The following is a 14,778-nucleotide window of genomic DNA, read 5'->3' as shown; positions in this document are numbered from 1 at the left end:
TGAGGGTGGTCGATCGCCCACATCACATCCTCGCACGAAGCACCCGCAAGGGGTCCGTCCGGATAGGCATTTCGGAGTGTCCCGCAAGCCGGTCCGGCTCCGGGACGTGGAACCACCCAGCTCAACAGTCGCAGCGAGATCGATGCTGCTGTCCGTAGGGGAACGTCTACTGGGACAGTTTTGGCGAACTTGTCTTTGAGAGGTTCGCCGCGATTCAGAACGTACCTTTCTTGAGAGCGTGATCGTGAGTTCCGCACTCGTGGCATCGGCGGGATTGCCTCCTCCTTCCTGCCCGTCGTGGGCGGGGGAGCATCCTTAGTGGACTCCCACGCCCACGTTTCAACACTTGCACCGGTGAGGGGTTATTTGTGTTCCTGACGTATCGACTCGATGGGGTCTTGGCCCTCAGCAGTGGCATTGAGGGGATGGCTCATTTCGTCTCGTCGCATTCTCCCGGCGAGGACGGCAAGGACCGCGATCAATACCGGTATTGTCCCTGCTACGGCGAAGATGACGGTTGCGGGTACCACCATTGCGATGGGACCGACCAGGGCAATCGAAAGTGGCATCAGCGCGATCGAAATGAAAAAGTCCAGGCTTGCGACGCGGCCAATCATGTTTATCGGAACCCGCTGTTGCAGAAGCGTGCCCCAGATGACCATTCCTGCCCCTGAGCTGAATCCGACAATGAACAGGGCAGCTGCCATCACCCAGAACGATGTAGTGATACCCAGGAATGCTAGTGGGATGGTCCCGGCACCCCAGCCAAGCACCATGACACTCAGGTAGCGGCGTGGCATTCGCAGGGAAGAAACAACCAGCGATCCAACCGCCCCTCCCATGCCGAACGCAGTGAGGAGAAACCCAAAAACCTGCTCGCCATTGCCGAAGTTGTCTCGCGCAATGAAGGGAATGAGTACTTCTATCGGCCCCATGATGATCAATGTCATGAGGCACGCAAAGATGAGTGTCCAAAGCAGCCATCTCGTTTTCACGGTAAAAGAAATACCTTCACGCAGATCCGCAAAGATACCTTGTGACGCTGCGGTGCGATCTAGTTCATTGGGGCCTCTCGGGTCTGGACGTATGAAGACCACCAGGCTCAGTGCTATCGCATAGAGTGCGGCGACGACCAACGCGCCGTGCATCGGAAGGAACGCTCCCACGATCATTCCTCCGATCGCCGGCCCGATTCCTTGCCCCATAGTGGGTCTGAGTGCACCTTCCAAACCGTTGGCCGCCAAGAGTTCATCCGGGGGCAAAATGGTGGGCAGGAAAGCACTGTAGGCCGGGTAGAAGAACGCGCTCCCGGCCCCGAGCATTGCTGAAGCAAGGGCCATGTGCCAAAGCTGGATACCTCCACTGAACGCCATGAGGGTCACCATTGCCACGGCAGCCAAGTTCGTTGCCTGGACCGAGATGATGATGGTCCGTTTCGAGAAGCGGTCGGCGGTGACACCTCCTACCAGAGCGAAGGCGAAGAGGCCGCCGCTGAGGCAGGCCGCGACCATTGATAGTGCCGTGGGTGAGTTGTCGATCGAGAGTACCTGGAAAACCATCACGATGGTCCACATGCCGGTTCCGAAAAGTGATAGACCCACCGCGCCCAGTAGTAGGCGGTAGTCACGATGATGAAGCGGGGCCAAGGCCCGCCATTTTGATGCAGACGCGGGTTTGTGATGTGGTGACGTATTCATGAGGCGCGCCCTTCGAATGTTGAGCTTCCAGACCAGTTTTCTTTGGGGTTTGCCAAGTTGATGTGCTGCCAGCTTGCAAGGTCGCGGCGAAGTTGACGGTCGTGGGTCGCGATGATTACGGCGGCCTTCGTCAGGTGTAGCCCCTCGGTGAGTTCATCAACAAGCGCGATGGACAGGTGGTTGCTGGGTTCGTCGAGCAACAGCACATGAGGTTTGGTTGCCAGTGCCATCGCAAGATCGAGACGGCGCTGTTGGCCCATGGATAGCTCCCGCACGGGACGGTTAAGATCGGCCGAGGATAGAATCCCGAGCGACTTGAGGGAAATCATTTCGCCTTCTTTGAGCGTTCCGGCGCTGGTCAAGGTGCCGAGGTGGGCGTTGAATGCGTCGCGTGCCCGCAGTGTCGTTGCGACAGGAGATTCCTGGGCAAGATAGGCGATTCTTGCTCCACGGGCATGATGGATTTCTCCGGTAGAAGGCGCGAGGGTTCCGGCCAACACGTTAAGGAAGGTTGATTTTCCGGCACCGTTCGGCCCGGAGACCACAAACTTGCTGCCCGACTCGAGGAAGAGCGTCGTCACTGAGGGCATCCGCCCATCGACCGCGACTTCCACCGCCTGGATCAGTGTGACACCAGGCCGCGCGGAAAGTTCGGGCATTCGAAATTCAAGCGGCGGCTCGGGAGCAGTGACTCTGTGATTTTCAAGGTCATCGCGCCGTCGGTGCACCGAACGAACAAGACCTGGGGCACGGGTTTGCCGCTGGTGTTTCCCTGTTCCCTTGGGTGGTCGCCATCCCGATACGAGCCGGTTCTGAGCGGTTGCCAGGTCTTGGGTCAGCCGGGAATGTTCGGCCCTCTGCTGTTCGTACTCATCGACCCACCGTTCGCGCTCTGCTGCGCGTCCTTCCTTGTACCCCAAATACCCGCCGCCGTAGAGGCGCGGAATCCCGTCTCGACTCGGATCAAGGTCCAGGATCTGGGTGGCAACATCTGTCAGGAGTGCCCGGTCGTGGCTCACGACGACGATTCCCCCTTGGCTGCCACGCAGCTGATCGGTGAGATAGTCCAGCCCCTGCTGATCGAGGTGGTTCGTCGGTTCATCCAGAAGAAGGAAATCATGTTCAGCGCCCAATAGGCAGGCAAGCCTGACGCGATAGCGCTGACCCACAGATAGTTCAGACAGCAATTTCTGCCTGTCGGTGACGGCTCCCAATGATTCGAGTGCGACGTCAACCCGGCGATCGGCGTCCCAGGCATCAAGCGTTTCGGCCGCATTCAGGGCTTCGGCAAATATCTTCTCCGCGCCTGGCGACTGGGCCGCCAAAGCATCCGCGCTAAGATCAAATGCGCGCAGCGCAGCACGGGAATCGGCCAGTTGCTCGGTGATGAGATCCCCGACCGTGCGGCCGTCATCGGTGGGCATTTCTTGTTCGGCGATGCCGAGCGTGCCAATGCGTAGCACTGTGCCTGAGTCAGGTGTCAGGATCTCGGCAAGGACGTGAAGCAGGGTTGATTTTCCGCGGCCGTTTTCGCCGACGATCCCCACTCGGGTTCCTGGTGTGATGGTGAGGTCAACGTTGCTCAGGACCTTACTCCCGCCACGGACAACATGAATAGTGGAAGCTATGAGCTGCGCGCGGGTGCGTGCAGGCAAGGTAATTGTGATGGTCATTATTCCTCCGAAGGGGAGGCGCAACCGCTCGCTTAGAAAACACCCATGGTTAGAAGTGATGGGCGCGATGTGGAGCGGGAAATGCGCTCAAATCTGCTGGAACGCCACACATGACAGAAATGTCGGTGACGGATGGCATGAGAGCCAGCCCGCAGCCTCGGAAAATTCACAAGGAACAGACTGGTGTTAGCCCCAGTAGACGAAGAATAAGTAACTCACAATTGCTATTTTACCATGTCAAGTTTTAAGAGGCGGGTCATGTCTAGACCGTCGCTTGAAGCTGTCCCGTATGACGGTCCCTTACCGGAGCGTGTGCAGGCGACTTCTGAAATTTTCAAAACTGCAGGGTTCTTCAGGAGCCACATTCCCGTATAGGGTGCCCGCGAAAAAGCCCGGTGAACGGACCCTATACGGGACAGGATTTTTGTCCTTCTGAGGCAACTTTTCTGACTCGGACAATCGCTGGGTTTGTGCTCATCAATACCTGATTGGTCCAAAGTGTTTGGTCGCCGTACGCAGAGCGGAGTGCCGTCGTCTTCATCGACGGCCAACAGCCTGTAGGAAAGTGACACGAAACTGAAAATTTGAGTGATCTTAGCCTGCACATCGTCGCAGATCAGAGCGATTCGCTGGTGACAGCTAGCTTGGGATCCTACATTTTTGTAGGTTCTCGTTTTGGATGTCACTTTTCTCAGATTCGTGTCACTTACTTGTCACCGTTCTCAGATTCCTGTCACCAGTCGTTTGCCTGGTTGTAGTCGTAGTCAGAACTAAGCCCCCGGTTGGTCGTCTCACTCCGGACCGGACTCTTCGAGGAATTCCTGTTCAGAGTGTTCGCCATGCTTCGGAATTGAGTAATTGGAGAGCATCAGTCGGATTTCTGATGAGATGGGCTAAATCTTTTAGTTTGGCGGGATAGGCCCGCGGGTTTGAGGTCAGGGTCGCTTCGTCAAAGTGTGCATGAAGCCTACGACGAAGCCCTACCGGAATTGTGTTGGCAATTTCGGTTTTCAGTTGGCGTGCTTCTTCTGATAGTGCTGAGGGCCTATTGCGGCTTAGACGTTCGATAGCAGATTCTGGTTGCGGGGTAGGCAGCTGGGCTGCTTCAAGCAATCGTGCCGCTGCGGTGTGCACCCACGGATCTGCCACTTGAGTTGTCAGCGGGATCGGGATCCGCTGTACTGCATGGATGGCTTGGATGTTAACGGCGATTGAAATGCTTGACGGGTCCTCATGGGTGTTCACGTAGCGGAAAACGTCGATGCCAGGGGAACATATTTCGGCCAATTGGACATCACCGACCCAGTTGGTGGGTTCATTGTGTACGCCAGGTTCAATGGCAGCGACGGGGCATAGCTGCACTCGGTACAAATAGAATTGGTCTTCCGAATTGTCTTGGTCTTTCATCCGTCTAAGCATGTTCTCGATGGCTGACTCGTATGTACCTAAGTGCAATGCTTTGCTCGTCTGACGTTGAGCCCAGCGCTCTAGTGCCCGTCCATCTGTGCTGATGCGCTGGTATCTTTGCTTAGTTTGGTCGGATAGGCGGGCGATGTGGTCGAAGCTTGGGTCGGGCCAGTTTGAGTGGGTCGAGGTGTGGTACCAGTACGTGGCCAGCACGTTCGTATCGTCGTAGGAGGGGTCGTCCTGTGGGGCCCAGAAATTGGGACGCTCCTCAACTTGGCAGTCTGTGCCACAGCTTGGACACGTCTCCTCTCCCTGATTGAAGAGATCTAACCATTCATCGTTGGTTTTCCACTCATAGCTACAACTTCCACAGCGCATCCCTCGGAGGCGTTCAAAATTCACTTTCCGCTCAATCACAAGATCAGCTTTCCATGACCCGCTGAGTCATGGAAACGTGCTGCCTATATACCCGACGCGAGTTGTACCCTTTCGTGGTCGCCAGATATGGGCTGGACGTAGGAAAGTGTCACGAAATTGAGAATCACGGTGATCTTGGCCTGCGCACCGTCGCATGTCAGACCGATTCGTTGGTGACAGGCAGCTTGGGATCCTACATTTATAGGTTTCGGCTCTCCGGGCACTTGTCGGGAGGCCTGCCCGTGGTTGCTCGCAGAATGGCAACTCACTAGCACCATGGTCCGCCTCTGAAGATTTGATGTCCATAGATACGGGAGGGTAACTTCCCGCATATTTGCTTTGTTTCAAGAGGGGATCCATACCTACCTCCAGAGAAAGAGAGTCATTCAAACCAATCAAAGGAGCCATGATGGTTATCGGATCCCGGCAGGCAACTTTGCCTGTGCCAGGTCTTGAGCCGCTGGCTGAGACAAGCCAATTGCCACCACGGAATCATGAGTGGAAGATCTGGGCCATCGTGATCCCAGCGACGGCCGCGCTTTCATTCTGCTTGGGCCTGGCCATGAACAGAGTCTTGCTTGGTGCCGCAGCGGCAATGCTGCTGCTTATCGCCAGCGCTGCAGTCATTGCCTTCGGCATCAGGGACCAACGGCGGGGTGAAATCATCGACAACACCCTTGAGGCTGTCGCTCCCATGCTGGGTGTTCGGAAGCTCTCCCGGGCATTGCTCCGAGTCAGTCGTTGGAAGAGCGGTTGGGTTGGAACCCCTGGGCGGGCCAAGCTTCGGTATGCCAACCAGGTCAATGGGCGGGATCCGAAGTGGGTTGGTGGTGTCCTGGAAGTTTTGGACCGAAACCTGGGCGGCCGTTACCTGGTCAGGGGCCACAACCATCGGACCAAGCTGTTGGTTCTGGTTCTGGATGAGACGCCGGCCCAGGCTGAGGTACTTCCTAGCGAGCAAGTGCAGCGTGTCCATGCTGTTGTGAAGGAGCTGCTCGGTGAGAGCGCCACAGTTGAATGTGAGGAGGAAGGCGACGAAATCAAGACCGTCACCGTTACTCACAAACAGGGTATTCACATGGCCATGGTCGGGCGCCGGCAACGCGTGGAAAAAGTCATCAGTGCAAGGATGCATGGACGCTGGGTTGCCCATTGGGATCTTCAAAACGACATCGTTAGGTTCACTCAACGCCCTGAGATGCCAACCTTGGTTTACCCCGTCTATGAAGATGTGGATCGCACGGATGCCCACGCCTCCTATCTGAAGCTCAAGCTGCCCTATGGGGTGGATGAGAATGGCAATGTCATTTTCTGGCAGCCGGCCCTCAATCCGCACATGCTCGTGGTGGGCGGTACGGGTACTGGCAAGACAGTGGTTGAGCACGGCTTTCTGGAACAGATTGCTCGTCAGGGATACCGCATATGGGTGATCGACGGCAAGAGAATCGAGTTCGTTGGTTTCCGTGGCTACCCCAACGTTGAGCTGGTGGCGTCGCGTGTTGAACACCAGGTGCGAATGATCATCGCGGCCCACGAGCTGATGGAGGAGCGCTACACACTGATTGAAGCGGGCAAAGCAACCCTCAAGGACTTTGACGCCCTCTTCCTGATCATTGACGAGTACGCCACTCTGAAGGCCCGCATTGTGCGCTGGTACAAATCGGTTAAGCAAAAGGGCGATCCCACGCAGCCACCGATGTTGGAGCTGATTGAGGATCTGGCTCGCCTGGCCCGTAGCGCCAAGATTCACATGATCTTGGGTCTTCAGCGCCCCGATGTTTCATTCCTCGGTGGAGAAATGAGGGACAACTTTGCGGCCCGAATTTCCATGGGCCGGCTCTCTCCCCAGGGCGCCAACATGATGTGGGATTCGTTCGCCATCGGTGTAGCCCTGCCGCGAAATGTTCGCGGCCGCGGTGTGAGTACCGATGCTGAATCAAACCCGGTCGAAATCCAAACATTCTGGAACCCGGATCCGGCCAAGGGTGATCTGCCCGAATACCTCGAAAAGGCCCAACCCGAGGAAACCACCTACCCGCGCATGATGATCCTGGACCCAGACTATGCAGCTGACTTGGATGGCAGCCCCGAGGACCCGGACAGCGATCCAGGGTACCGGGACTATGCGGAGGCAAGGATTGTCCCCTTTGACCCCAGAATCGCAGATGAGCTGGCTCCACACCCGCCAGCTCGAGGTGCTCACACGTCCAATGCGCATTCTGAGGCCACTGACGAGGGCGATGACATCGAATCACCAGGTGAAGAAGACGCCGAGGATTCAATGGAAAGCACCAGCGGATTGTTTGAAGGGTACCGCCCCGCAACCCAGGAAAAGGCCAGCTCGCTGGAGGAAGGTGACGCCGTTCTCATTGATGAAGCTCTGAGCCTCTGGGGGATCGTCACCGACGTTGAACCTGAGGATGACGACTACCTCATCCTGGACTACCGCGACATCGAAACAGGCGAACCAGACTCTGCTTCCATCACCGCTGACACCTGGCTCCACATACGGCGACCCGACGAACACGAAGGCAAGGGAAGAAAATGAGCAACGGCAATGAAGGGTCAGAAATTTCTGACGACAACATCCTTCTCGGTTTCATCGTCATCCTGGCATTGGGGGCCGGCATCATCCCCTTCGGGGCCATGCTCTCGCCTGTTAAGGATTGGATGGTGCGATACCACCTCCTCATTGAGGGCAACGGCATCCTCCTGGAGATTCCCGGAACGGGAGCAGGTTTAGACCTCATACGCTTGGTGGCGCTGGCAACTGTGGTCCTCATCGTCATCGCTTTGACTGTCTTGGTCGTCTACAAGCGAAGAATCAGAGACCTCAACCAGCGATAGACAACAGAACCAACAAGGAAAGGGGCCCACCAAATTGGTGGGCCCCTTTCCTTGGTTTCTGCCGCTTCCCGATAGACCGAGCTGGCAGGTCTTCGCCAGCTGCTACTCGATGCGCTGTTGGGTCATTGCAGCAGCCTCCCGGGCCGTCTCCGCTGCTTTACGTACATGGGCTGCGCATTGGGCCATTGCAACGGTTTCTGCGCTTGTGGCCGCGATCTGACTTGCTCCGATACGACCGAACATTAGTGCCAGCGTGTCGAGGGCGGCGGAGAGTTTGTATGTTGCTGCAGATGCGTCCGCAGCTGAGGCCCCAGCCGCTGAGAGGTCAAGGACACGGCTCATTGCGTACACGGCAGAGTTGGCAGCTTCTGCTGCCTGGTCTAGCGGGCCTGCGCTGGTCATGACTCCTTGCCCACAGCCGACGAGGCGAGCTGCTGCGCCCGCTGATGACTGATCCCCAGCATTTCGCCAATGTCGTGAAAAGTGCACCCTTGAGCCTGCAAGTCCTGGACAACTTGGCGGGAGAGCTTGGCGGCGAGCGCGGCGGTGGCTTTGGCTTCCATTTCTTTTGTCTTGGCTTTTTCCCACTGGTGTGCGGTTTCTGTGGGCAGTTCGACAGTGAGGTCAATGGTTACTTCGTCCGGGGCCAAGCCGGTTTTTTTGACTGCCAGTGCGTGAGCGATCCGATGGGCGTTGCGGATACTTTCTGTTTGGGTGCCCTGGTTGATTTCTTCAATGTTTACGGTCCACATGTTGCCGGTGCGGGTGGCGGTGGCGGAGATCTTGCGGGCGTCGGGCTTGGGTGTTGGGATGGTGTTTGGCTTGGTGGGTACGGGCATTCCTTCAGCTACCCAGGCATCAATTTTGTCGGCGTCGTAGCGGCGTGCGCGTTCTCCTGGCTGGGCCGGGGCGCGGAGGTCGCGGCCGCCGTGATTGAGTTTGCTCATCAGTACACGGAAGTAGGCAGGGGTGCGGCCTACTCGGTCAGCGGCTTCTTCTGCGGTCAGCGTTTGGCGGCTGTGGGCTGGGGAGGTCATGGGGTCTCTTTCAGGGGAGGGCCGTCGGTTCGGTATTGCTTCGAGTTCAAACTTTGCGGGGAAGATAAATGTGGTTGCGCCTGTGCTTCGACAGGCTTAGTGGGTCGTTTGCAGCCGGCGTCGTCGAGGACTGCGAGTGCGTGAGGGGCCGGTTGGGGAGGCCGGCCCCTCACGGGGGTTAGTGGTGCGGGGTTTCTTCGGTGGGGAAATGGGGGGAGACCTTGCAGGCGCGGCAGGTGGTCAGAGTGGGGTCGGTGTCAGTGCGCGTGTTGCGGCGGACAATGGAGTCCTCGCCGCAGAGATAGCTGCTGTTGGTGGGGTATCCGATGAAGTGCTGCATGATGCTCCCTTGCTGGTGGCTGAACTCGATATAACGATCCTATCCCCCCTTGTCTAAATTTCACAAGGGGGGATAGCTGGAATTATATTAGGTGTCGGTGCGGCATGCTGCGAGCGCTGGGAGGGTGTTCCGCTTGGGGCCTTAACTGGTGCAGTCCGTGAGGATCTGCTCGGCTCGTTGGTGTTCTGCCGGCGTCATCCATAGCCCGTAGCTCGCCTTCACCTTTACGATCTCTGCTGCGTAGGTGCACCAGTGGGCGCGATTGGGAGGTAACCAGGTTGCGAGGTCACCGTCACCTTTTGCCCGGTTCGCTCCGGCAGCTGAGGCAGCGAGATTGGCTGGGTCGTTGGCGAGGCGTTCGCGCTTCTCCTGATCCCATCCCTGGGCTCCCTTCTGCCATGCATCTAAGAGGGGGACAAGGTGGTCTGTGTCCACTTCTGAGGGGCCGCCGCGCACAAACTCCACGGTCTCCCCGGTGTACGGGTCTGCCAGTGTCCCGGAGAGTACGAGACAGCCATGGGTACCGGGCTTGATCGAGACGGGGGACAGGTCACGGCGCAGCGTGTCGTTGCGGGTATCGCACCCGTTCCTATCCACGTCTTTCCATGCAGGGCCGAACAATGAGCGCTCATATCCGGTCTTCGGGGCCCTTCCCTTGATGGGAATCGTTGGCAGGGCTGCGAGCGCTGCCGTGCTGGATGGGGCGAGGGTTGTGGGAGTTCCGTGGGTGGTGGTGGGTGTGGGCTGCACTGTGGTGCTCTGTACTGCTGTGGGTGTGGTGCCGGTGTCAGTGGGGAGGAGGTAGGTGATCAGGGCCAGTGCTGCTGCGAGCGCGGCAAGGCTGACTGCTGTGCGGGTGTTCACTTCTCGGGCTCCTGCGGGGCGGGTTTGAGTCGGTGGGGCTCCACGGTTGTATTGACGTAGCCGTTTGATCCTTCGCGGGTGAGTGCTGCAACCTGCGCTCCGCCGTGCAGTGTCAGGAAGTCCTCAATGATCCACAGGGCTTTGCCGCTCCCGATTCTCACGCGGTCACCCTTTGTGGGTGTGTAGGGGGGTTTGCTTGCAGCTGCATTGATGCTCATGGTTCCTGCCTGACTTTATGTGCTGGTGGTGGGTGCGGTGCGCTCGCAGGGGGTGGTGTGCGCACCGGTGGCCCCCTCTGGTTGAGGGGGCCGGCTAGTTGGTTAGAAGGTGGCGTTGGTCGGGATGTTGTAGTGCTCGATGTTCTTGTAGGTCTTGAGCTTCGCTGCGAACTTCTTGGTCAGGATCGCTGCGGCGTCGTAGCCCTCGATCTGGGCGGCGAGCGCCTCGGCGATTGCGCGGGCTGCGGCTTCGTCTTCGGCGGCGTTGTTGTCGAGCTGGGCGCGGTGACTGGCGTCGACGGCCACCATGTAGCGCGAACCAATCATGTAATCGACGCGCAGGCCGATCTCGTTTTCTGCGGCCCTGGTCGTCTTGTACGTGGTGTTGCCGACTGTAATTGTCTGTGCGGTGGTCTTGGCTTTTTTAGCGGCCTTTTCGGCACTCTCTACGGCGGCGGTGTGGCGGGCCGCTACGTGTACCGGAAGCATTGACAGGCGGTTGACGGGGGCGGACGGGTAGCAAATCGTGCAGGCAGCTTCCCCTGCCAGTTCCACAATCTCGGTCTCGTTCTTGCCGCTGTACTCGGGCAACCATACGGTAAGTGTCTTCCAGCGCAATGATGAGCAACGGCGGCTGCGGTGCAGGTGGCCGTCGGGAACCAAGAAAAAGCGTGTCCAGCGGGTTTCTGCGTAGATCGCTTCATAGGGGGCTGCTGCGGCATCGAGGGCATCAAGGGCTTCGGTGAGCTCGTTGATGCGGGAGTTGAAGTCAGCGACCCTTGCGGGGTCTTTGCGTACATGCATTGCCGTGAGGTTGGCGCGGGCGTGTTCCAGTTTGCGCATGATCTCGGCGGCGGGTGCGTAGATAGCGGCAAGCTTGGTGTCGATTGCGCGGGGCAGGTTATCGGCCATGGTGTCTGTCCTTGTCTCCGAAGTAGTGATCATATATTGATTCTAGCCCTACTTGTAATAATTATGCAAGCAGGGCTAGGAAAAATTATATAAACCTAGAAACGGCATGACATCCACCCCTGAACCAAGTGACTTCAGGATGACCAACGCCCGCGAGCGCCGGGGGTGTTCTTCTTGGGTTGATTGTTAGGGGGTGATGGCCATGTAGTCGGCGCGGGTGAAGGGGTTGTTTTTGGTGCGGGCCGTGAGTTCGCGTGCATAGTCGGCGCTGACCTGCTGGCGGCGCTGGGTGCTTTCCAAGGTGCGCGGGCCGTGGACTTTGCGGAAGCGGATCCCGTCAGCTCCAACCGGTACCGGGTGGGCGTAGCTGGGGATGGTGGCCGGGGTGGTGGTGTTCATGGTTGCTCCTCGTGTACGTTTTCTGGCTGGTTGGTGGTGTGCCTGGTCTTTGCTGGTCCGGTTACTGGCAGGCTGTGCGCCTGCCAGTAACCGGGGGAGTTACGGGGCAAGCTCGGGGATGATGGTGGCCAGCCGGCGACGTTCTTCCAAGTCGATGAGGTGGGGCTGTGCGGCCAGTACGTCGGCGGCGTCGGCGGTGTAGTTGGTGCGGTAGCTCGCCTCCGCATCTGCCCATGTGCCCTCGCCGTTGGGGATGGCGTGGAGGAATTCGGCCAGCGCCGCAAGAGTTTCCCCGTACTCAGTATCCGGGGCTGTTTCCTTGATGGCGCCCATGCGCGCCGGGCTGGGCATCTCCTGCGGTACATCGCCTATGAAGCCGAGGGCAAGGGCGGGGATGTGTTCCTGCAGGCGCTCGCGTTCCACCAATCCCAGCAAGTGGGGCAGGAGGGTGATGGTGGCGACGGCATCTTCCCGGTACATCTGCTTGTAGTGCTCGTCATTGCCAGCCCACTGGCCGGGGCCGAAAACAAGATCGTGGAGGAACTCGGCCAGTACCGCGCACTTGTCGCCATACTCAGTGCCGGGGGCAATATCGGGGGTATTGATGGACGTTTTCATGGTGATCCTTCCGTAGGTGAAATACTGTGTGGGCCTTGGGGCCCGGGCTCTTTAGCTAGGGGCAGTTGTGGAGAATGAGGACACTTCGGACGGCGCCAGCCTCGGCTGCCGCGTCGGCGGCACCAAAGGATCCCCAACCCACCCCGCGGGCCGTATCGGCCGGGGTTTCGAACTGAAAAAGGCCGGCGACAATCTCAATGACACGGCCCGCATATTCGCCGTTGACGGTGACCGCGCCGGTCGTGGTGTCCAGCTCCCACGCAACCGCGATACGGCGAGCGTAAAGGGTGGGGGCGGCCGTGTGGCCGCTGGTGCGAGCTACGGGCGCCGTGAATGCCTGGGCCGGGCTCGTGGGGGCCACGGTGCGAGGGCTGCTGGTGATGGTCATTGCTGGGCCTAACCTTCGAAGGTAATCGCGGTGTGGCTAGGCAAGGCTGCCGCGTACCGACGCTGGGCGTCCCGGGTCCGGAACTCCGCAGAAGACTTGATGCAGTCCCCGGTACTGAGGTAGCGCCGCGTCAAGGTGCGAAACAGATTCCCCTCGCTCGAGGGCTCACCATCCACCAATTCGGACTCCTCCACGCACCAAACCCTGCGCCCCTCCTCATTGCGCAGGTTGTACGTGAAGCTTCCCCTCCCATCGATAGAGACGACGGTGAACTTGTCTCCGTCCTCCGTCTGACCGGTGACTTCCTCGGCAAGCTCCCCGCACGGGAGGGATTCGGTGGCGATCAGATCATGGTGGCCGGTAATGGACACGGTCGCACCTTCAGCGAAACGGGGCTCACCCTCCTCCGTCTCGAAACCTTCAGTGTCCACCTCTTCGCAGACCAGCAAGGCAACCGCCTGATCCTTGAGATAAAACTCCGGGTAACCCTGCCCCTCAACGTCGATGTAGATCCCGGCGCCAGTCACACCAGCGGAAATATCCACGCTCAAAACGATGTGGGTCTGGTTCAAGTGGTCGGTGTAGCGATCACCCTCGGTGAGGTCGCTCGCGGTGGCTGTAACCGTGAAACTCGGTGCGATGGTAGAGATCATTTCGGGGCTCCTAGATGAGGTGGTCAACGTCTTATAAAGAACACTAGCCCTACTTGTATAACAAAAGCAAGTAGGGCTAGGAATCTTTATAAATTCTTCCTAATCCTCGTGCTCCAACATGATGGTGATGACGGGGGCGCCGTCGTCGCCGGGGCCAATGTGCATGTCCAGAGCAAGTTCGGTTGCCTCGGTGGCATCCGAAATGTTCGGCACACGGTACACGGAAAAACTGCTGCGCGGGCTTTCCTCGGAGCGCCGACCCTGAGGGCGCGTGGCGGCGAACTTGGCCATAATCAAAACATCCCAGAGGCGGCCAGTTTCATCCTGAAAGGCCTCGTTGGACTGAGACCAGGAAACGGCTTCCATCCATGCCGCCGACGTCATTGCGACGGGGACTGCGAATCCGGATTCCTTGGCCAACGCGCTAACGTCACGCAGCACTCCGTCACCGATCGCCCGCTCGCGGGTGTAGCTGGAAATTACCTTGAAGCCATCGAAGGGGTTGTTCATGTTATTGCCTTTCGTTGAGAGGATCGCGGTGGATCCTCAGTCTTGATCTCCACTCGTTATAATTTATACTAGCCCTACTTGTATTATTTATGCAAACCTAGCTTGTAACCTTCATGGCCGCGGTTTCTGGGGGTTGTTGGGGTGTTTGTGTCTGGTGTTCCTTCCTTGGTTCCGTCTTGTGTTCTGGTGTGGGTTATGGCTTTATGTTTCCGTGTCGTTGTCCTTGGTGCTCCCGGCCTCCGGTCGCCTGTGTGGCCTCGCTCGGCTTTTCGCGTGGTTCTGGTTTGGTTGCTGTTTCGGCTGGTTGGTGGGGATGTGGGGGGCGGGGCTCTGACCCCCTGTGGCCTTGGCGTTGGGCTTATCGCTCGGTCGGGGTGCTGCGGCTGTTACTCGGCTTTGGCGGGCCCGGGCTGGGTTGTCTGGGTTGGTGGTGGGGGATTCGACCGATGTCGGTTGAATCCCGCGAGCTGTGGGCGGTAGTGGGTTTGGTTCCGGTGGGGGGGGGGTCGTATCTCCGACCCCCCTGAGGCCGGTTGCTGCCCGCCGTCTCCCGGCGCCCGGATGCCGGCTTTTCTGAGTCGTGGGTGGGTGACTTAGTTCAGTCGCCTGCCCGTTGCCCGTGTTGCTTGGGTTTTTTGGGTGTTTGTGTCTGGTGTTCCTGCCCGTGTTCCTTCACCGGTTCTTTTGTGGGTTATGGCTTTATGTGGTGCTCCTCGTTTCGGCATCTTTGGTCTTGGGTGACTGAGGTAAGTCAGTGGCTTTTTTCGTTGGTGGGTGAGGGGGTCGTACCTTCGACCC

The 14,778-nt window shown here is 58.5% G+C and carries 16 protein-coding genes; 2 read left to right on the top strand and 14 right to left on the bottom strand.

Going from position 1 to position 14,778, the window contains the following annotated elements; translation table 11 throughout:
• Positions 1–362: 362 nt before the first annotated feature.
• The 3 genes from AB0O97_RS19720 to AB0O97_RS19710 form a co-directional block, all read right to left on the bottom strand.
• The gene (locus AB0O97_RS19720) at positions 363–1,697 is read right to left on the bottom strand and encodes an MFS transporter (protein WP_363884933.1); all 1,335 of its coding nucleotides are present in this window, start codon (positions 1,695–1,697) and stop codon (positions 363–365) included.
• Positions 1,694–3,370, bottom strand: a complete 1,677-nt coding sequence (locus AB0O97_RS19715) for an ABC-F family ATP-binding cassette domain-containing protein (protein WP_363884931.1) — start codon at positions 3,368–3,370, stop codon at positions 1,694–1,696. Before AB0O97_RS19715 ends, AB0O97_RS19720 begins: the two co-directional genes overlap by 4 nt.
• 825 nt (positions 3,371–4,195) lie before the next feature.
• On the bottom strand, positions 4,196–5,194 hold the full coding sequence (locus tag AB0O97_RS19710) for a hypothetical protein (RefSeq protein ID WP_363884929.1): 999 nt from the start codon (positions 5,192–5,194) through the stop codon (positions 4,196–4,198).
• A gap of 406 nt (positions 5,195–5,600) precedes the next feature.
• Between AB0O97_RS19710 and AB0O97_RS19705 the strand changes: the two genes are divergently transcribed.
• Positions 5,601–7,742, top strand: a complete 2,142-nt coding sequence (locus AB0O97_RS19705) for an FtsK/SpoIIIE domain-containing protein (protein WP_363884927.1) — start codon at positions 5,601–5,603, stop codon at positions 7,740–7,742.
• The gene (locus AB0O97_RS19700) at positions 7,739–8,041 is read left to right on the top strand and encodes a hypothetical protein (protein WP_363884926.1); all 303 of its coding nucleotides are present in this window, start codon (positions 7,739–7,741) and stop codon (positions 8,039–8,041) included. The genes AB0O97_RS19705 and AB0O97_RS19700 overlap by 4 nt, the downstream gene beginning before the upstream one ends.
• 102 nt (positions 8,042–8,143) lie before the next feature.
• Here the strand turns inward: AB0O97_RS19700 and AB0O97_RS19695 are convergent, their stop codons facing one another.
• The 11 genes from AB0O97_RS19695 to AB0O97_RS19645 all read right to left on the bottom strand — a co-directional run bounded on the left by AB0O97_RS19695 (position 8,144) and on the right by AB0O97_RS19645 (position 13,980).
• Complete coding sequence (locus AB0O97_RS19695; RefSeq protein ID WP_363884924.1) at positions 8,144–8,443, bottom strand: hypothetical protein; 300 nt, start codon at positions 8,441–8,443, stop codon at positions 8,144–8,146.
• Positions 8,440–9,078 carry a hypothetical protein gene (locus tag AB0O97_RS19690; protein ID WP_363884922.1) on the bottom strand — a complete coding sequence of 213 codons (639 nt, stop codon included), beginning with the start codon at positions 9,076–9,078 and terminating at the stop codon, positions 8,440–8,442. Before AB0O97_RS19690 ends, AB0O97_RS19695 begins: the two co-directional genes overlap by 4 nt.
• Positions 9,079–9,256: 178 nt before the next feature.
• The gene (locus AB0O97_RS19685) at positions 9,257–9,418 is read right to left on the bottom strand and encodes a hypothetical protein (protein WP_363884921.1); all 162 of its coding nucleotides are present in this window, start codon (positions 9,416–9,418) and stop codon (positions 9,257–9,259) included.
• A 141-nt stretch (positions 9,419–9,559) separates the two neighbouring features.
• A complete protein-coding gene (locus AB0O97_RS19680; protein ID WP_363884919.1) occupies positions 9,560–10,282 on the bottom strand; it encodes an HNH endonuclease family protein in 723 nt (240 codons plus the stop codon).
• Positions 10,279–10,500, bottom strand: a complete 222-nt coding sequence (locus tag AB0O97_RS19675) for a hypothetical protein (protein ID WP_363884918.1) — start codon at positions 10,498–10,500, stop codon at positions 10,279–10,281. The genes AB0O97_RS19680 and AB0O97_RS19675 overlap by 4 nt, the downstream gene beginning before the upstream one ends.
• A 102-nt stretch (positions 10,501–10,602) precedes the next feature.
• Positions 10,603–11,445 (bottom strand): hypothetical protein, encoded by an 843-nt coding sequence (locus AB0O97_RS19670; RefSeq protein WP_363884917.1) that lies wholly within the window; start codon positions 11,443–11,445, stop codon positions 10,603–10,605.
• Between the two features lie 153 nt (positions 11,446–11,598).
• A complete protein-coding gene (locus tag AB0O97_RS19665) occupies positions 11,599–11,811 on the bottom strand; it encodes a hypothetical protein (RefSeq protein ID WP_363884915.1) in 213 nt (70 codons plus the stop codon).
• A gap of 99 nt (positions 11,812–11,910) precedes the next feature.
• Positions 11,911–12,429: a hypothetical protein gene (locus AB0O97_RS19660; protein ID WP_363884913.1), complete on the bottom strand. Its 519-nt coding sequence runs from the start codon at positions 12,427–12,429 to the stop codon at positions 11,911–11,913.
• A gap of 55 nt (positions 12,430–12,484) precedes the next feature.
• On the bottom strand, positions 12,485–12,817 hold the full coding sequence (locus tag AB0O97_RS19655; RefSeq protein WP_363884912.1) for a hypothetical protein: 333 nt from the start codon (positions 12,815–12,817) through the stop codon (positions 12,485–12,487).
• An 8-nt stretch (positions 12,818–12,825) separates the two neighbouring features.
• Positions 12,826–13,470 carry a hypothetical protein gene (locus tag AB0O97_RS19650; protein ID WP_363884910.1) on the bottom strand — a complete coding sequence of 215 codons (645 nt, stop codon included), beginning with the start codon at positions 13,468–13,470 and terminating at the stop codon, positions 12,826–12,828.
• 99 nt (positions 13,471–13,569) lie between these two features.
• Entirely contained in the window at positions 13,570–13,980 is a 411-nt protein-coding gene (locus AB0O97_RS19645) for a DUF6573 family protein (RefSeq protein ID WP_363884908.1), read from the bottom strand.
• Positions 13,981–14,778 lie beyond the last annotated feature (798 nt).

Origin of the sequence: Specibacter sp. NPDC078692 (assembly GCF_040686835.1) — a bacterium.
Lineage (GTDB): Bacteria > Actinomycetota > Actinomycetes > Actinomycetales > Micrococcaceae > Specibacter.
The sequence above is the reverse complement of the archived record's forward strand: the minus strand, read 5'-3'. Positions and strand labels throughout refer to the sequence as shown.